The organism is Micromonospora sp. DT178 (genome assembly GCF_049841695.1).
Taxonomy (GTDB): Bacteria; Actinomycetota; Actinomycetes; order Mycobacteriales; family Micromonosporaceae; genus Micromonospora.
In genome coordinates, this window is record NZ_JBNCKV010000014.1 from 21,860 (window position 1) to 38,651 (window position 16,792).

Here is a 16,792-nt window from a genome sequence, read left to right on the forward strand (position 1 = left end):
TCATCCGTGCCGGTCACCGCGTCACGCGCGGCCGTTCACCCTGGTCCCGCCGGCAGCAGCAGCCGGTCCGCCGCCCGCCGCACGTGCTCGCCCAGCCAGGCGCGGTAGGCACCGACGGACGGGCCGAGCCGGTGGTCGCTGAAGCCCCGGTGCCGTTCCAGCTCGGCGCAGCCGTCCCGCCGGAAGAGCCGGGGGTTGTCGGTGAGCAGCGTCGCGAAGACCGCGCGCAGCGGCTCCTCGTCGGCGCCCGCGCCGGGCGGGAAGAGGGCCAGCAGCACGGCGGCGTCGCGGTCGCCCTCGTCCGCCGCCTCGCGCAGCCCCGCCAGGAACCGCCCGCAGCTCACCCGGGGCAGGGCGTCCGGGCCGGCCAGCGGCAGGTCGGTGAAGTCGACGCTCACCGGGTGCAGGACGTGCAGCGTGCCGCCCCACTGGCGCGGGTCGACGACCGTGGCGACGATCCGCCGGGCGGCCCAGTCCACCGGCGTCCAGTCGGAGCGCACGGGCGCGTCGGGCCGCATCCGCAGCCGATGGCAGGCCGCCAGCAGCAGGTGGGTCAGGGCCCGGGGGTTGGGGTGGCCGTCGTCCGCCGCGGGCATCACCTCGCCGAGGCGCAGCATCGTGATGGTCGCGCCCCGCCGCCGGGCGTCGTCGAGGTACCGCTCCGCCACCCACTTCGACCGGCTGTAGCCGCTCGTCGGCGGGACGGCGAGGGCCGGGTCGTACGTCTCGGGCAGCGGCTGGGGATGGCGGGCGGCCTCGCTGTCGAGGACGCCGAGGGTGGAGACGTGGTGCAGCGGCTTCGGCCGGCCCGTCAGGCACAGCCGCAGCAGCTCGGCGGTGCCGAGGACGTTCGCGGCGCGGTGGGCCCGGTAGTCGAACAGGAAGTTGACCAGCGCCCCGGCGTGCAGCACGAGGTCGCAGTCGTGGGCCAGCCGGTCCCACGCCTGCGGGGTCAGGCCGAGGGCCGGCTGGCCGAGGTCGGCCGCGTACCCGTGCAGGCGCAGGCCGTGGCCGGGCCGCCACAGGCCCCGCTCGGCCAGCGCGCGCACGACGCGGGCGGTGGCCTCGGCGTCGTCGGCCGCGCGGGCCAGGCACAGCACCCGGACGTCGGTGGTGGCGAGCAGCTCGTGGACCAGGCGCGCGCCGACGAATCCGGTGGCCCCGGTGACCAGGACCGTACGCGGTGCCCGGCGCCGGCCGACGGGACGTACGGGCAGGTCGGCCGGGACCTTCGCGTCCCGCTCCACCAGCTCGTCCTCGGTCTCGGCGGGGTCGGCCGCGCGCAGCCGTACCGCGAGCGCACGGGCGAGCCGGGCGGCGCTGCGGTGGGTGAACAGGTCCTGCACGCCGACGCGGAGGCTCTGGTCCGCGCCAAGGGCGGTGACCACGTCGAGGGCCTGCAGCGAGTCGCCCCCGGCGTCGAGGAAGTCGGTGTCGGGGCCGAGGTCGGGCCGGCCGAGGACCGTCCGGAACACCCCCAGCACACGGTCGGGCAGCGTCCGCGCCTCGGCGGGCGCGGCCGACGGGCGCGTCCGGTCGGCGAGCGTACGGTCCAGCCAGGCCTCCAGCGCCCGTCGGTCGACCTTGCCGTTGCCGGTCAGCGGCAGCGCGTCGCGCACGACGACGTGCCGGGGCACGTGGGTCCGGGGCAGCAGCCGCCGCAGGTGCGCCCGCACCTGCGGCTCCGTCACCTCGGGGTCGGCGGCGAGGAAGAGGGCCAGCGACTTCCCCCGGTGCTCGCGGGCGAGCAGGACCTTCGCCTGCCGTACGCCGGCCAGCCGGGTGGCGGCGGTCTCGATCTCGCCGGCCTCGATCCGCACGCCGTTGACCTTGAGCTGGTGGTCGCGGCGGCCGGCGAAGTGCAGCCGGCCGTCGGGGGCGATCCGGCCGAGGTCGCCGGTGCGGTAGAGCCGCGGGCCCGGGATGCCGGGCAGCGGGTTGGGCACGAACACCTCGGCGGTGCGGGCCGCGTCGCCGAGGTACCCCTCGCCCAGACACACGCCGCCGATGACGATCTCGCCGGTCTCGCCCGGCGGCAGGGGACGCAGCTCGGCGTCCACCACGGCGGCGTAGCAGTTGTCGATGGGCCGGCCGATGGGGATGACGTCGCCGTCGGATCGGGCGACGGTGTGGAAGATCATGCCGATCGACGCCTCGGTGGGGCCGTAGCCGTTGGTGACCGCCACCCCCGGCACCAGCTCGACCAGGCGGTGCACCGCCCACGGGTCGATCTCCTCGCCGCCGACGATCACGTTGCGCAGCGACGCGACGGCGCGGCGGGCGGCCGGGTCCCGGTCCAGGACCGACACCAGCGCGCCGAGCACGCTCGGCACGAAGTCGGTCATCGTGACGGCCTCGTCGGCGATGGTCCGGACGGTCCGCTCGACGTCGAGGAACCCGCCCTCGACCGGCACCACCGTCCGGCCGCCGGTGGTCAGCGGCCAGAACATCTGCCACACCGACGAGTCGAAGGTGTGCCGGCTGTTCTGGAGCACCACCTCGTCGCCGGTCGCCGCGAAGTGGCGGGTCATGAACCGCAGCCGGTTGGCGATCCCGTCGTGCCGGTTCAGCGCGCACTTCGGGGTGCCGGTGGTGCCGGAGGTGAAGATGCCGTAGATCAGGTCGGCCGGGCCGATCGGCACGCCGGGCCGGCGGCGGGTCGGGGTGATCTCGTCGAGGTCGACGGGCAGGCAGGGGACGTCTCCGGTGTCGGGACGCGGGCCGGCGCCGCGTACCACCGCGAGCCGGGGCCGGACCACCCGCAGCGAGGCGTGCAGGCGGTCCGCCGGCCAGCCGGGATCGACGGGTACGAAGGCCGCGCCGAGCTTCATCAACGCCAGGTCGACGACGGGCAGTTCGAGCCCGTCGGCGAGCAGGACGGGCACCACGTCGCCCCGCCGGACGCCCCGCCCGGCCAGGGCGGCGGCGACGCCGTTGGCCAGGTCGTCGAGTTCGCGGTAAGTCAGCGAGCGGCCCCGGAAGGACACCGCCCGACGGTGCGGGTGCCGGTCGACGCGCTCCTCGACCATGCCGGGCACGGCGAGGAAGGGCCGGTCGTCGTGCGGTGTCCCGGCGGCCGCCGGAGGGTTGGCGGTGCACCGGCAGGTGGGTCCGTCGGAGACGGCAACCGCCGCCGCGTGTCCGGTGTCGCCCGCCCTCATCACGCCTCCTGTCCCCGAGCTCGCCCGGCCTGTCGTCACGCCGCGGACGGGACGAATCCGACCCGACGCACAGCAAGGGTTCTTATCGTCACCGGTCGATGCCCTAGCTGCTGGTCAAGGACATTAGAGGGCCGACCGAAAGGAGGGAACACGCAACTTTCTGCTACATCGATTTTCGTCACTTGAAATTCGCGACCGCGTCCCCGAGCGGCTCCCCGCGCGCCGACCGTCCGGCGAACAGGCCCCCCACCAGGGAATCCTTCGCCCACACACCGGCGTACGCGCAGAATCCACGCTGGACCCTCGACCGCGCGGAGGCGGACCGACGGGGCGGACGGACCGTCCCCGCCACCCGGACGAGCAGGCACGATGACGGGCGGTAGCCGGCGACGCGCGGGCCGCCGGACCGGCGACGCCTTCAGGTGGCGCGCGGCCAGGAATCGAACGGGCACCCGTGTGAGGCCCGACCGGACGGGCCGGCCGGACCCGCGAGGGCGGTCCCGATCCAGCCGTCGACGAGGCCACGGCGGGCTCGCGTCGGCGCAGCCGGTACGGCGGGTCGCGGTGTCCCCCTCGCCGACCACCGCCGCGCTCAGCTCACCCGGCGCTCGTGGCCCTGCCAGAACCGCTCCCGCAGCTCGCGGCGCAGGACCTTGCCACTGGGGTTGCGCGGCACCCGGTCGATGAACTCGTAGTGCAGCGGCTGTTTGAAGCCGGCGAGCTGGCCGCGCAGGTGCAGCGCCAGGTCGCGCTCGGTGAGCTGCTGACCCTCCACCGGCACCACGAACGCGTACACGGCCTCGCCCCAGCGCTCGTCCGGCACGCCCACGACCGCCGACTCGGCGACCAGCGGGTGCCGGCTGATGACGTTCTCGACCTCGACGGGGTAGACGTTCTCCCCCGCCACGATGATCATGTCCTTGATTCGGTCGCGGATGAACAGGTAGCCGTCCTCGTCTAGCAGGCCCGCGTCGCCGGTGACGACCCACCCGTCGACAAGCGTCTTCGCCGTGGCCTCCGGCAGGTTCCAGTACTCCACCATCACGCCCGGCGACCGCAGCCAGACCTCGCCGACCTCGCCGGGGGGCAACGGGTCGCCCTTGTCGTCCACGATCCTGACCTCGAAGCCCGGGTACGGCAGCCCCGCCGACTGCATCTTGCCGCTGTCGGGGGTGTGGTCGGCCGGGGGCAGGCAGACCGCGGAGTTGCCGGTCTCGGTCAGGCCGTAGATCTGGGCGAACTCGCAGCCGAAGCCCTCGATGCAGCGGGCCAGCAGCGCCGTCGAGATGGGCGCGCTGCCGTAGACGATCTTGCGCAGCGAGGCGAAGTCCGCCTTGGTGACGCCGGGCTCCGCGAGCAGCAGTCGCAGCATCGAGGGCACCGCGAGGATGGTGGTGACCCGCAGGGTCCTGATCAGCTCCACCGCACCGGCCGTGGTGAACTCGCGCATCACCACGTTCGTGGCGCCCGCGGCGAAACCCATCGCCGCCCACGACAGGCCGCCGATGTGGAAGCCGCCGTTGCAGAGGAGGCTGACGTCTCCCTCGCGCAGGTCGAGCCAGTCCAGGTTCTCGCTGGCGAGCCCGTCGCGTACCGCGAGGAAGCTGCGGTGCGCCAGGACGACGCCCTTCGGCAGGCCCGTCGTTCCGCTGGTGTACATCTGCGCCAGCGGAGTGTCGGAGGTGACCTTGGCCAGCACGTTCGCGTCCGGCTGCGCCGACACCCAGGCCGCGAAGCCGGCGCGGGCCACGCCGTCGGAGTCCAGCGCCACCACCTGTCGCAGCATCGGCAGTTCCGGCGCCAGCTTCTCGGCGACGACGGCCGAGTCGGAGTCGACGAAGAGCAGGGCGGCCCCGGAGTCCCGCAGGATGTGCTCGACCTCGCCGGCGGCCAACCGCCAGTTGATCGGTACGAAGACCACGCCGGCCTTCGCCGCCCCGAAGAACAGGTCGTAGAAGTGCTCGGACTCCCTGCCCAGGTAGGCGATGCGGTCGCCGGGGCGCAGGCCCGCCGCCTGGAGGCCGCGCGCGACCTGGTTGCTGACGCGGTGCAGGGTGGCGTAGTCGACGCGCCGGCCCTCGCAGATGATCGCGACGGCGTCCGGCTGCTGGGCGGCGTGCCTGCGCACCACGTCGACGAGCGTGCGCAACTGAACAGTCACCGGGGTCCTCCTCAGGGGGCGTACGGGTGGGGGCGACTCACGCCGCGTCGGCCGCGAGACGCATGCCGGGCGGGTCGACCAGCGCCATCCGCACCTCGCCCTCGACGATGCCGCCGTTGTCGTCCCGGAAGCGCCAGGGCATGTCGATGATCTGGACGAACCCGCCCTCCGCGCTCGCCAGCCCGTTGGCCGCGGCGACCGTCGCGGACTTGAGGTACCGGGTCTTCGCACCGGCGTACGGACGCAGGACGTCCGCCAGCGGTACCGGATGATCGGCGAATGTCGCCCGCCCGACCGGCGCGCCGTTCCTGACCGGCGATGTTGTCATCGCTGTTCCCCCTTTGTGCGCGAGCGCGAACTGAACGTAATCGGCGCCCGTCCATCCCTGGGTAACAGCGGAAGAACTGGCCGCGCGGGCTCGATGCCGGGTGCGCCCGGCATCCGCCGCCGGAACCGCAGGTGGACCGCCAGCGCCACGCGCGGCGATCGGGTCGGCGCGTGCGCGGCGGTCGGGCGGGCGCACAGGCAGGGAGCAGCCGGAGCACGCGCGGGGGCCCGGCCGGACGAGCCGGCCGGGCCCCCGGGGGCGGTGCGGGTCAGCCGCCGAGGCTCGCCGCCGCGGAGGCGATCGCCGGGGCGAAGGTGCTCACCTGGGTGTAGACGCCGGGGTACGAGGGCCGGGCGCAGCCGTTGCCCCAGCTCACGATGCCGACCTGGATCCAGGCGTTGCTCGCGTCCCGCCGGAACATCGGGCCGCCCGAGTCCCCCTGGCAGGTGTCGATGCCGCCGCTGGCGTAGCCGGCGCAGATCTCCTCGTTCGCGATGATCTGGCCGCCGTAGTAGGAGTTGCAGGTCGCGTCGCTGACGAACGGCACGGTGGCCTTGCGCAGGTAGCGCTGCTGCGCGCCGCCCTCGCGGGTGGCGCCCCAGCCGGCGACCGTGAACGTGCCGTTGTCGTACGCGGTGCTGGTGGCGATCTTCAGCGTCGGGAGCGTGGTGACCGGCGTGGCCAGCCGGATCAGGGCCCAGTCCTTGCCGTTGCCGTTGTAGCCGGGCGCCCGGTAGACGTAGTTCGAGCGGACCTGGATCCGGCTCGACGACTGGAGGTCCACCACGCCGAGGGTGGCGGTGATGCTGGTGTTCGTGCCGGTCCCGCCGACGCAGTGCGCGGCCGTCAGCACCAGGCGCGGGCTGTAGAGGGAACCGCCGCAGCCCATGGAGAGCCGGACCATGAAGGGGAACTCGCCCTGCGCGGCCAGCGTCCCGCCCACGACGTACGGGGTCACCTCGGGCCCGGGCTTGGCGGAGGCCGGAACGGCCAGGACGAACGAGCCGGCGGTGACCGCCACCAACGCGGCGGCCAACCGGCCGACGAGTGTGCGCCAACGGACCATGGGAGCCTCCCGAACCCTCGCGACGCGCCGAGGCGGCGCGCCGGAAACCGATGGCGGGAGCCTATGGAGATCTATCGATGAATGGCAATGCCCCGACACATCCCGCGTCGGTCATACCGCAGCCGACCAGGATTCGGCGCGCCGTACGCACACCGCCCGTTTTGCGCCGGGACCGCCCGGGTACGGCCTTCACATGGACACGAACACGAAGGCACACCTGGTTGGCGGACCCCGCGACGGCAGCACCATCGACACGGGCGGCGACGCCCTGCTCGAGGTGGAGATCGACGGCATGATGCACCGGTACATCCGGACCACGAAGCAGCACGGCGAGGACGGCACGGTCTACAACTACGACGGAATGGTGGCGCCGGACGGCGGGGAGCCCGGCGTCGAGGACCCGGAGGCCCGGGTGGCCTCGCCGAAGGCGGACGCGGAGGGTCACGGCGGGAAGCACTGATCCCGCGGATCAGCCCCGGCCGGGCGCGGATGAACCGCGGCCGGCCGGGTAAGCAGCCGGCGACCTGGTGGAACGACCGGAGGTCGCGAGACGCCGCGACCGGGCGCGCGGGCGGGCGGCGCAGGCCGGCCCGCCCGGGCGTACGGTCAGTTGTTGCTGATCCAGTTCCAGGCCGACATGACCCACTCGGTCTGCTGGAGGTAGGCGATCCCGAGACCGGCCAGGAAGACCGCCGTCACCAGGTGCGCCCCGCGCGCGCTGCGCCGCACCCGGCCCAGCTGACGCTCCAGCACCACGCGGCCGAGCAGCCGGGCCAACGCGAAGAGGCCGGCGGCCACCAGCAGGCTCAGCAGGAAGATCAGGAACGGGCCGCCCAGGTTCCCGCCGCCCGAGATCGCCCAGATCCCCCAGCAGACGAAGGCGAAGAGCGCGCCGGCGGCACTCCACTCGCCGCCGCGCTTCAACTGCTCGACGTGCCAGCTCAGCGGCCGGCGCGGAGCAGGCGCGCCCGGCCACCCGGTGCCCGTCGGCTCGTGCTCGACGACGGGGAACGGCTCGGTGCGCGTCGTACGGGACTGCCCGACCGAGGCCACCCCCCGCTGGAAGCCGTCGCGCTGCGGCGGCACCCCGGCACCGGGCTGCGGCGGCACCTCGACGGTCCGCTCGGCCCACGGCTGCGTCTGGTCGACCATCTCGTCCCTCCCCTGGACCGACGGCGACCACCGGCCGCCGTCTGTTCCGAGGGTAGCCAGCCCGCAAACCGGTCGCCGAGGCCGTACCGGGGCGCGGGCCCCCGATCCGCCGGCCACGGCGAGGGCCGGTCGGCCCGGCGGCGGCCGACGAGCGCGTCGTCGTGACCGAGGTCACCGGCCGCCCCGCCCGCCGCCCGTCGGACGCGCGAGCCGGCGCCGACCGGGCCGGGGCGGTACGGTCGGCTGATGGGCGAGACGGAGCGACGCCGGCGCCGGCTACGGCACCCGAGCGGTGACACGGGCGGGACCGAGGGCCCGAACGCGGCGACCGCCGGGGTGCACGACGGCCCCGAGCCGCCGCGTGGCCGCCGGGGCGGCCCGGGTGACGAGGGCGATCGCGGCCTGCGTGGTCTCGTCGGCCCCGGCTCCTCCCAGGTGAGCGTGACCGCCGCGATGCGGGCGCGCGACGCCGCCCGCCCCACGGACGAGGACCTGGCCGCGGCCGAGGAACGCGTCGTGATCATCCGCCGCAACTGGACGCCCCGCGAGGACCTCCCCCGCCGCTGACCCCGGACGCTGGGAGCGTGCGGAGGGTCGCACCGCGCGACGCGACCGGAGAAACGCCCCCTCCGGGAGCGTGATCCGTCCAGGACCCGCACCGCCCCGGCGTCACCCGGCCGGCGGGACGGCCGGGTGGACGGTCAGGGGAGCGTGGGGAGCTGGCGGGTGCCCTCGTAGTCGGCCACCTGGGCGATCCGGCGGGCGTGCCGCTCGTTGCCGGAGAACGGGGTGGTCAGGAACGCCTCGACGATGGCGGTGGCCTCGTCCAGCGTGTGCTGGCGGGCGCCGACCGCGACGACGTTCGCGTCGTTGTGCTCGCGGGCCAGCTGGGCGGTGTCGATGCTCCAGGCGAGGGCCGCCCGGACGCCGGCCACCTTGTTCGCGGCGATCTGCTCGCCGTTGCCCGAGCCGCCGATGACCACCCCGAGGCTGCCCACGTCAGCCACCACCCGGTCACCGGTGTGCAGGCAGAAAGCCGGGTAGTCGTCGTCCGGGTCGAAGGCGTGCGGGCCGACGTCGACCACGTCGTGCCCCTCCTTGGTCAGGTGGTTGACCAGGTGCACCTTCAACTCGAAACCGGCGTGGTCGGATCCCAGGTAGACGCGCATACCGCGCAGTCTGTCAGGCGCGCCTCCGGGACGACGCGCGGGCGGCGCCCCGGAGGCGGATTCGTCACAGGATCAGCGGGACAGCTCGGCGACCACCAGGCCGCCGCGCGCCTTCGGGGTGAACCAGGTGCTCTTGCGCGGCATCTTCTCCCGCGCCAGGTTGACCGCGACGAAGTCGTCCACCGTCACCGGGGCGACCAGCACCGCCAGCTCGGCCCGGCCCGCGTCGACCTCGCCGGTCAGCCAGCTCGCCGGGTAGTCGCCGCCGACGTAGGTGATCCGCTTGTCGCCCGGGTCGAGCCCGAGCGCGTCGCGCAGCAGCAGCCGCTCGACCAGGGCGTGGTCCAGGTTCTCCAGCCGGTTCTCGCCGACATGCGGCAGGGTGACCTCGTACCCCTGGCCGGCGAGGCGGAGGTGGACGGTGCCGCCGGACGCCGGGACCTCGACCGGGCCGTCGATCGGGCTGATCTCCGCCCCGGCGGCGCGGAGTCGGGCGAGCAGGTCGTCGGCGGTGGTGGTCAGCTCGCTGACCAGCCGGTTGTAGGGCTGGATCGCCACCGACGCCGGGGTCGTGATCACCGACAGGAAGCGCGGCAGCCCGCCGGTCTGCGCGGCCAGGCTGCGGTGGTTGCCGTCGGCCACGACCAGCTCGCCGCCGCCCGCGAGGGCGGTCAGCTCGTCCTGGGCCGGGCCCGGCCCCAGCAGCCAGATGGCGTGGGTGCGCCCGGCCTGGTCGGTGTCGGTCGCCGCCGGCGCGCCGGCGGCGTCGGTCGCCGCCGCGAGGGCCGCGTGCAGCTCGTCGCCGCGCCCGGTCTGGAGCAGGAGTACGGGCGACAGCAGGTGGCCCAGGGCCTCGGCGAGCGCCACCCGCTCCCGCACCTTGGCGATGAAGACGTCCTCGTTGCGGATGACCAGGCCGGGCTCGTCGGCCCGGGTGGAGATCTGGTCGGTGTCCACCATGGCGAAGAGCCCGTACGCGTTCTCCTCCCCCGGCGCGCTGATCCGGTAGAGGACCACGACCTGCTCGGCGGGCGTGTAGCTGCCGTCGGCCTTGGCCTCGGCGAGCCGGGTCACCGCGTCCGGCAGGGCGTCGAGGAAGGGCTTCCCCAGGCTCTCCGGCGCCCGGTGCGGCATCTCGATGCCGAGGGCACTGTGCGGGTTCGCCTCGATGATCGCGGTGATCTCCGCGTCGTCGGCGAACTCGTCGTAGTTCTGCGCGCCGGTGCCGCCAGTGGTGATCCAGGCCCGGGCGATCGGATGCACGACCGTCATGGGCGAAGACGCTACCGGCGACGCGAGCCCCGCCGGCGCGGGACCCGCGCGGGGTCCACCAGATGAAAGAGCTACCGGGCCGGTGGGCCGGATTCAGGCGGTGCGGTCGGACTGTCCCGCCGCCCGGCGGTGCCGGCCGCCCGGCGTGGGGCCGCCCGCCGGTCGCCGGCCCGGCACGCCCGGTGCGGCGGGCACGATCCTGCGGGTCCCGGCCGACGCGGCCGGCACCGGCCGGTGCTCGGCCGGCGGGGTGAGCCGGGAGGTGGCCGGCACGCGGGCGACGCCGACCACGATCGGCGGGGCGAGCAGGTCCACCATGTGGGCGGGAAGGTCGGGACGGACCGCCGGCCAGCGGGAGTCGTCGACCGACCAGTACGCCGCGTCCGGGCGCTCGGTCACCCCCTCCCGGGTCGACGGATCGTCACCGGGCACACGGTGCTTGGCCATCGGAACTGCCTCCACGAGCTGCGGGGTGCGGCCCTGCGGGTCGCTGCGGCGGACACCCGGGCCAACGATCCCGCCGCCACCCCGGTGACGCCCGCCCCGCCCTCCCCCGGCCCCGCCTCCCCCGTCGCTCAGGGGGTCCGCGTCGGGAACTCCGACGCGACCCCCTGACCGGTCCGGGAGGCGCCCACCGGAGGGCCGGAGAAGGCAGCGGGTCAGTCGAAGATGGGGTCGCGGTCGCGGGAGCGCTTCAGCTCGTAGAAACCGGGGGTGCCGGCGACCAGCAGGACGCCGTCCCAGAGCCGGCCGGCGGCCTCCCCCTTCGGCGCCGGGGTGACCACCGGGCCGAAGAAGGCGACCGTGCCGCCGTCCGGGCCGGGCGCGTGGATCACCGGGGTGCCGACGTCGGTGCCGACCGGACGCATCCCGGCCTCGTGGCTGGCCCGCAGCGCCTCGTCGTGGGCGGTGCCCTCGGCGACGTCGGCCAGCGCCGGGTCGAGCCCGACGTCGGTCAGCGCGGCGACGAACAGCTCCCGCGTGGGCTCCTCCTGCCCGAGGTGGATCCGGGTGCCGAGCGCCGTGTAGAGCTTGCGCACGGCGTCCTGGCCGTAGCGCTGCTCCACCGCGACGCAGACCCGCACCGGGCCCCAGCCGGTGCGCATCAGCTCCTGGTACCGCTCGGGCAGCTCCCGGCCCTCGTTGAGCACCGACAGGCTCATCACGCGGAACCGGACGTCCACGTCCCGGACCTGCTCCACCTCCAGCAGCCAGCGGGAGGTGATCCACGCCCACGGGCAGAGGGGGTCGAACCACATGTCTACGGCGGCACGCTCGCTCACGGCTGGTCCCTTCACGACGGGTGCGCCGGCCTCCCGGCACCTCCTGCGATCCTCACCCCGGCGGGCACCGGCCGGCAGCGGAATGGAAGCGTGACCTCGCCCGCCACGGGGTGTTCGTGCATGGAAGACTCGAATCCGGCCGCCACGAACGGTCGATGACGGCGCCACCAGGGCGTGCGGCGAAACGGGATGGAGACGAAAAGTGCCGGGAGTGCGCAACCTGACGCAGGTCGAGGCCACCGAGCGGGCCCGCCTGCTCGACGTGACCGGATACGACATCAGTCTGGACCTCTCGTCCGCCGTACGGGCGGCCGAGGCTCGCACCTTCCGCTCGACCACCGAGGTGCGTTTCCGGTGCGCGGAACCCGGCGCGAGCACCTTCATCGAGCTGGCCGCCGACTCCGTGCGGTCCGCGACGCTGAACGGCTCTCCGGTGGACCTGGGCGACTGGTCGGCCGAGAAGGGCCTGACCCTGTCGGGACTCGACAGCGAGAACACGCTGGTCGTCGAGGCGGACTTCGTGTACTCGAACAGCGGGCAGGGCCTGCACCGCACCGTCGACCCGGTCGACGGCGAGACCTACCTCTACAGCCAGTTCGAGACGGCCGACGCCCAGCGGGTCTTCGCCTGCTTCGACCAGCCCGACCTGAAGAGCGTCTACACCTGGCACGCCACCGTCCCGGACCACTGGAAGGTGGTCTCGAACATGCCGGTGGAGCGGGAGGAGCCGGCGGGCGAGGGGCTGAAGACGGTCCACCTCGCCACCTCGGTGCGGATGAGCACCTACATCACCGCCCTCTGCGCCGGGCCGTACCACGAGGTGCGCGACAGCCACGACGGCATCGACCTGGGCGCGTTCTGCCGGGCCTCGATGGCACCGCACCTCGACTCGGACGACCTCTTCCTCGTCACGAAGCAGGGCTTCGACTTCTTCCACGAGCAGTTCGGCGTGCGCTACCCGCTGCCCAAGTACGACCAGCTGTGGGTGCCCGACTTCAACGCCGGCGCGATGGAGAACTTCGGCTGCGTCACGCACGCCGAGTCGCACTACCTCTTCCGCTCGCAGGTGACCGACTACGAGTACGAGCAGCGGGCGAACACGATCCTGCACGAGCTGGCGCACATGTGGTTCGGTGACCTGGTCACCATGCGCTGGTGGAACGACCTGTGGCTCAACGAGTCGTTCGCCGAGTGGGCCAGCCACTGGTGCAACACCCACGCCACCCGCTTCACCGAGGCCTGGACGACGTTCCTGTCCATCCGGAAGAACTGGGGCTACCGGCAGGACCAGCTCTCCTCCACCCACCCGGTCTACTGCGAGATGCCGGACCTGGAGGCGGTCGAGGTCAACTTCGACGGCATCACGTACGCCAAGGGCGCGAGCGTGCTCAAGCAGCTCGTCGCGTACGTCGGTGAGGAGCCGTTCCTGGCCGGCCTGCGGGCGTACTTCGCCAAGCACGCCTGGGGCAACGCCACCTTCGACGACCTGCTCTCCGAGCTGGAGACGGCCTCCGGCCGGGAGCTGCGCAAGTTCGCCGCCCAGTGGCTGGAGACGGCGCAGGTCAACACGCTGCGGCCGGAGCTGACGATCGGCGCGGACGGCACCTACGAGCAGGTGGTCGTGCTCCAGGAGGCGCCCACCGGGCACCCGACGCTGCGTACCCACCGGATCGGGGTGGGCCTCTACGACCTGACCGACGGCCGGCTGGTCCGCCGCGAGCGCCACGAGGTCGACGTCACCGGCGAGCGGACCGAGCTGACCGCGCTGCGCGGCGTGCCCGCCGCCGACGTGCTGCTGCTCAACGACGACGACCTCACCTACACCAAGCTGCGCCTCGACGAGCGTTCCATGGCCACCGTGGTGCAGCACATCGCCGGCTTCGAGTCTTCGCTGGCCCGCGCGCTGTGCTGGACCGCCGCCTGGGACATGACCCGCGACGCCGAACTGGCCGCCCGCGACTACGTGGCGCTGGTGCTGGCGGGGCTGCCCGCCGAGACCGACATCAACCTGGTCAACGCCGCCCTGCGCCAGGCCAAGACGGCGCTCAGCTTCTACGCCGACCCGGCCTGGGCGCCGACCGGCTGGGCGGAGCTGGCCCGCACCGCGCGCACGACGCTGGCGACGGCGGAACCGGGCAGCGGCTTCCAGCTGACCTGGGCCCGCGCGTACGCCACGGCAGCCCGTTCGGCCGAGGACCTGGCCACCCTGCGCGGCTGGCTGGCCGGCACCGACGTCCCGGCCGGCCTGTCCATCGACACCGAGCTGCGCTGGGCCGTGCTGGACGCGCTGGTCGCCAACGGCGCGGCCGGCCCCGCCGAGATCGAGGCCGAGCTGGCCGGGGACCGGACGGCCAGTGGCGAACGCGAGGCCGCGTACGCGCACGCGCTGGTGCCGACGGCGGAGAACAAGGCGGCCGTATGGGCCCAGCTGACCGGCCCGGAGGCGCTGCCGAACTGGCGCAACCGGGCGCTGTTGCAGGGCCTCATCCACCCGGCGCAGATCGAGCTGACGGTGCCCTACCGGGACAGGTACTTCGCCGTGGTGGACCAGGTCTGGGGCAGCCGGGACAGCGAGCCGGCGCAGGAGTTCGCGCAGCTGGCGTACCCGGCGTACCTGGTGGACGACGAGACCGTGGCGGCCACCGACGCGTGGCTGGCCGGCGACGGCCACCCGACGTCGCTGCGCCGGCTGGTGGTCGAGGGCCGCGACGGCGTCGTCCGCGCCCTGCGGGCCCGCGAGCGGGACGCCCGCAGCGCCTGACGTACGCGTCACACGACGAAGCCCGGTCCGCGTCGCGGACCGGGCTTCGTCACTCAGGTGCAGGCGCGGGACGCGCCGGGTCGGTCAGCCCTTGCCGGCGTGGCTGGCGAGCTGGTCGAGGCCGTTGATGATGCCGCCGGCCAGGTCGCCGCCGCCGAACGCCGCCACCATCGAGAGCGCCGCGAGCCGGGCGTAGGTGTCGGGGATGCGCTTGCGGGCGTGCCGACCGGTGACGATCTCCAGCTGCCGCTGGTTGGGCGACACCGCGATCAGGACCGACCGGTCGGGCTCGGCGAGCTGGCGGTGCAGCCGCTCGGCGTGCTCCCGGATCGGCTCGTCGAGACCGCCGACGAAGACCGAGAAGACCAGGCCGGTGCCCTGGTCGGCCAGGCGCAGGGCCTCGTCGATGCGCAGCAGCTGGCGGGTCGAGAACGGCCCGTCCAGCACCTCGGGCGGGTTCCCCGTCCCGGCCTGCTTCTCACCAACGGTCACTTGCGCCTCCGGTTCCACCGGCCGGCGGCTCGACGCCGGCCCGCTCGAGCTTGTGGCTGGTCAGCGCCGGCGCCTGCGCGCCCGCTGCCAGGGCGGTGCCGGCCGAGTCGGCCAGCTGCTCCGGCCGGCCCAGGAACCAGACCGGAGTGAAGTCGAAGGGCCGGCCCGGTCGGTAGCGCTTGGCGCCGCCACCGCCGCCACCACGGCTACCGGCGTACGCCAGACCGGCGATCACCAGCACCGCGGCCGCCGGGATGCCGACGAAGACCAGCAACGTCTCGGTTACAGACAATCCCAACGCCCCCAGGCGGAAGAAGAGACCTCAAGGATCCGGGTCGGGTGGACGATCATGGCGCCGACCGCCCGACACCGCTGCCATTCACGTTAGCGGAGCCCACGGCCCGCCAGATTGCGGGGTGGCGATCCCAACCGCCACTGGAGTGCTCCAGTTGCGCAGCCGTGGCGATCAACCTCGCGTCGTCGCCGTACCGACCGGTCAGCAGGACCCCCACGGGCAGCCCCTCGGCGGTGACGCCCACCGGCAGGGACACGGACGGATCGCCCGTCACGTTGAAGACGGCGCAGTACGGCGAGAACCGGCGTTGCCGGTCGAAGTCCTCCGCCGGGTCGCCCCCCTCGGCGAACCAGCCCAGCGGCGCCTGCGGCGCGGCGAGGGTCGGGCAGAGCAGCAGGTCACAGCCGGCGGTGCGGCGCACGCCGAGGCGTACCTGCGCCTGGAGTTCGCCGAGCGTGGCGGTGAGGGTGCCGGCGGAGATCTCCGCGCCCCGGGCCCGCAGGTGCCGGGTCAGCGGCAGCAGCGCGCTCTCCCGCTCCCGCGGCACGGGCGCGAGCGCCAGCACGTACCAGACGATCTCGAACAGCGGCCACACGGCGGGCCCGAGGGGCGCGGGGACGTCGACCACCTCGTGGCCGGCGGCGGTGAGCAGCGCCGCCGCCCGGTCCACGGCGGCGACGCAGTCGGGGTGGACCGGCTCGTCGGCGAGCATCGGGGCGGTGAACCGCCCGACGCGCAGCCGCCCCGGGTCGGCCGCGCGGGCCGCGCCGAGCCAACCGCCCGCGGGCGGGGCGGGCGCCAGGTAGGGCTCGCCGGGCACCGGCCGGGCCAGCACGTCGAGCAGCGCCGCCACGTCGGCGACCGTACGCCCGATCGGCCCGTTGGTCGGCAGGCCATAGGCGCCGGAGCCGACTGGCCCACCGGAGACCAGCCCCCGGCTCGGCTTGTAGCCGACCAGGCCGCACAGCGACGCCGGGATGCGCACCGAGCCGCCGCCGTCGGAGCCCTGGGCGACCGGCACCAGGCCGGCCGCGACGGCCGCCGCCGCCCCTCCGCTGGAGCCGCCGGCGGTGTACGCCAGGTCCCACGGGTTGCGGGCCGGCGGCGCGACCAGCCCCTCCGAGTAGAGCGAACAGCCCAGCTCGGAGGTGGTGGTCTTGCCCAGGCTCACCAGCCCGGCCTCGGCCATGAACCGGACCACGTCGGCGTCCACGGGCGGCACGAAGTCGGCGAACGCCGCCGATCCGAAGGTGGTGCGCACCCCGGCGGTGAGGGTGAGGTCCTTGATCGCGGTCGGCACGCCGTGCAACGGGCCGCGCCCGTCGGCGGGGGCGGCGTCGGCGGCGCGGGCCGCCGCGCGGGCCCGCTCGGGGGTGACCGTGACGAACGCGCCGACGGTGTCGCCGAGGGCGTCGACCCGGGTCAGGTGGTGCTCGACCAACTCGACGCTGGACAGCTCGCCGCCGGCGATCGCGGCGGCCTGCTCCAGCGCGGTCAGGTCGTGCGGCTCGGCCATCCCCTCATCCTGCCCGCCCGGCCCCCGCTCCGCCGCACGACACGACCGGCCGGCGGTGCGACGAGCGCCATATCCCCCTGACATGACCACATCGGGATGACCGGCCACCGGCACCCGGCACAGAGGATGGAGACAG

General features: G+C 74.3%; 15 protein-coding genes. 3 read left to right on the forward strand and 12 right to left on the reverse strand.

Annotation, left to right across the window (positions count from 1 at the left end; genetic code table 11):
• Window positions 1-35 precede the first annotated feature (35 nt).
• From ACLQ22_RS23090 to ACLQ22_RS23105, 4 genes are all read right to left on the reverse strand, one after another.
• Window positions 36-3,161, reverse strand: a complete 3,126-nt coding sequence (locus tag ACLQ22_RS23090; RefSeq protein ID WP_425694158.1) for a non-ribosomal peptide synthetase — start codon at window positions 3,159-3,161, stop codon at window positions 36-38.
• A gap of 592 nt (window positions 3,162-3,753) precedes the next feature.
• Window positions 3,754-5,322 (reverse strand): fatty acid--CoA ligase, encoded by a 1,569-nt coding sequence (locus tag ACLQ22_RS23095; protein WP_425694159.1) that lies wholly within the window; start codon window positions 5,320-5,322, stop codon window positions 3,754-3,756.
• Between the two features lie 37 nt (window positions 5,323-5,359).
• The gene (locus ACLQ22_RS23100) at window positions 5,360-5,650 is read right to left on the reverse strand and encodes a hypothetical protein (protein WP_425694160.1); all 291 of its coding nucleotides are present in this window, start codon (window positions 5,648-5,650) and stop codon (window positions 5,360-5,362) included.
• A gap of 268 nt (window positions 5,651-5,918) precedes the next feature.
• Entirely contained in the window at window positions 5,919-6,716 is a 798-nt protein-coding gene (locus tag ACLQ22_RS23105) for a S1 family peptidase (RefSeq protein ID WP_121399394.1), read from the reverse strand.
• Window positions 6,717-6,909: 193 nt separating this feature from the next.
• On the opposite strand from ACLQ22_RS23105, the gene ACLQ22_RS23110 reads away from it, so the two are divergent.
• On the forward strand, window positions 6,910-7,176 hold the full coding sequence (locus ACLQ22_RS23110; protein ID WP_121399395.1) for a hypothetical protein: 267 nt from the start codon (window positions 6,910-6,912) through the stop codon (window positions 7,174-7,176).
• A 146-nt stretch (window positions 7,177-7,322) separates the two neighbouring features.
• Here the strand turns inward: ACLQ22_RS23110 and ACLQ22_RS23115 are convergent, their stop codons facing one another.
• The gene (locus tag ACLQ22_RS23115; protein WP_425694161.1) at window positions 7,323-7,868 is read right to left on the reverse strand and encodes a hypothetical protein; all 546 of its coding nucleotides are present in this window, start codon (window positions 7,866-7,868) and stop codon (window positions 7,323-7,325) included.
• Window positions 7,869-8,114: 246 nt separating this feature from the next.
• Between ACLQ22_RS23115 and ACLQ22_RS23120 the strand changes: the two genes are divergently transcribed.
• Window positions 8,115-8,435 (forward strand): hypothetical protein, encoded by a 321-nt coding sequence (locus ACLQ22_RS23120; RefSeq protein WP_425694162.1) that lies wholly within the window; start codon window positions 8,115-8,117, stop codon window positions 8,433-8,435.
• 134 nt (window positions 8,436-8,569) lie between these two features.
• On the opposite strand, the gene ACLQ22_RS23125 is transcribed toward ACLQ22_RS23120, so the two are convergent.
• From ACLQ22_RS23125 to ACLQ22_RS23140, 4 genes are all read right to left on the reverse strand, one after another.
• Window positions 8,570-9,037, reverse strand: coding sequence for a ribose-5-phosphate isomerase (locus ACLQ22_RS23125; RefSeq protein WP_425694163.1), 468 nt, complete (start codon window positions 9,035-9,037; stop codon window positions 8,570-8,572).
• Window positions 9,038-9,109: 72 nt separating this feature from the next.
• A complete protein-coding gene (locus ACLQ22_RS23130; protein ID WP_425694164.1) occupies window positions 9,110-10,309 on the reverse strand; it encodes a DUF1015 family protein in 1,200 nt (399 codons plus the stop codon).
• 93 nt (window positions 10,310-10,402) lie between these two features.
• Window positions 10,403-10,756 carry a hypothetical protein gene (locus ACLQ22_RS23135; RefSeq protein ID WP_425694165.1) on the reverse strand — a complete coding sequence of 118 codons (354 nt, stop codon included), beginning with the start codon at window positions 10,754-10,756 and terminating at the stop codon, window positions 10,403-10,405.
• Window positions 10,757-10,968: 212 nt separating this feature from the next.
• On the reverse strand, window positions 10,969-11,592 hold the full coding sequence (locus ACLQ22_RS23140; protein WP_425694166.1) for a disulfide bond formation protein DsbA: 624 nt from the start codon (window positions 11,590-11,592) through the stop codon (window positions 10,969-10,971).
• Window positions 11,593-11,803: 211 nt separating this feature from the next.
• Between ACLQ22_RS23140 and pepN the strand changes: the two genes are divergently transcribed.
• Entirely contained in the window at window positions 11,804-14,353 is a 2,550-nt protein-coding gene (gene pepN, locus ACLQ22_RS23145; protein WP_425694167.1) for an aminopeptidase N, read from the forward strand.
• Between the two features lie 84 nt (window positions 14,354-14,437).
• On the opposite strand, the gene ACLQ22_RS23150 is transcribed toward pepN, so the two are convergent.
• The 3 genes from ACLQ22_RS23150 to ACLQ22_RS23160 all read right to left on the reverse strand — a co-directional run bounded on the left by ACLQ22_RS23150 (window position 14,438) and on the right by ACLQ22_RS23160 (window position 16,656).
• Complete coding sequence (locus ACLQ22_RS23150; protein WP_132239293.1) at window positions 14,438-14,845, reverse strand: DUF5130 family protein; 408 nt, start codon at window positions 14,843-14,845, stop codon at window positions 14,438-14,440.
• Window positions 14,832-15,119, reverse strand: coding sequence for an aa3-type cytochrome oxidase subunit CtaJ (locus tag ACLQ22_RS23155; RefSeq protein WP_121399403.1), 288 nt, complete (start codon window positions 15,117-15,119; stop codon window positions 14,832-14,834). Before ACLQ22_RS23155 ends, ACLQ22_RS23150 begins: the two co-directional genes overlap by 14 nt.
• Window positions 15,120-15,192: 73 nt before the next feature.
• Window positions 15,193-16,656 carry an amidase gene (locus ACLQ22_RS23160; protein WP_425694168.1) on the reverse strand — a complete coding sequence of 488 codons (1,464 nt, stop codon included), beginning with the start codon at window positions 16,654-16,656 and terminating at the stop codon, window positions 15,193-15,195.
• Between the last annotated feature and the right edge of the window lie 136 nt (window positions 16,657-16,792).

What these genes read in the sequence shown, in the direction of transcription:
- ACLQ22_RS23125 (WP_425694163.1), bottom strand. Translation starts at nt 9,037, where the DNA reads ATGCGCGTCTACCTGGGATCCGACCACGCCGGTTTCGAGTTGAAGGTG.
- ACLQ22_RS23135 (WP_425694165.1), bottom strand. Translation starts at nt 10,756, where the DNA reads ATGGCCAAGCACCGTGTGCCCGGTGACGATCCGTCGACCCGGGAGGGG.
- ACLQ22_RS23115 (WP_425694161.1), bottom strand. Translation starts at nt 7,868, where the DNA reads ATGGTCGACCAGACGCAGCCGTGGGCCGAGCGGACCGTCGAGGTGCCG.
- ACLQ22_RS23110 (WP_121399395.1), top strand. Translation starts at nt 6,910, where the DNA reads ATGGACACGAACACGAAGGCACACCTGGTTGGCGGACCCCGCGACGGC.
- ACLQ22_RS23090 (WP_425694158.1), bottom strand. Translation starts at nt 3,161, where the DNA reads ATGAGGGCGGGCGACACCGGACACGCGGCGGCGGTTGCCGTCTCCGAC.
- ACLQ22_RS23105 (WP_121399394.1), bottom strand. Translation starts at nt 6,716, where the DNA reads ATGGTCCGTTGGCGCACACTCGTCGGCCGGTTGGCCGCCGCGTTGGTG.
- ACLQ22_RS23120 (WP_425694162.1), top strand. Translation starts at nt 8,115, where the DNA reads ATGGGCGAGACGGAGCGACGCCGGCGCCGGCTACGGCACCCGAGCGGT.
- ACLQ22_RS23100 (WP_425694160.1), bottom strand. Translation starts at nt 5,650, where the DNA reads ATGACAACATCGCCGGTCAGGAACGGCGCGCCGGTCGGGCGGGCGACA.
- ACLQ22_RS23130 (WP_425694164.1), bottom strand. Translation starts at nt 10,309, where the DNA reads ATGACGGTCGTGCATCCGATCGCCCGGGCCTGGATCACCACTGGCGGC.
- ACLQ22_RS23160 (WP_425694168.1), bottom strand. Translation starts at nt 16,656, where the DNA reads ATGGCCGAGCCGCACGACCTGACCGCGCTGGAGCAGGCCGCCGCGATC.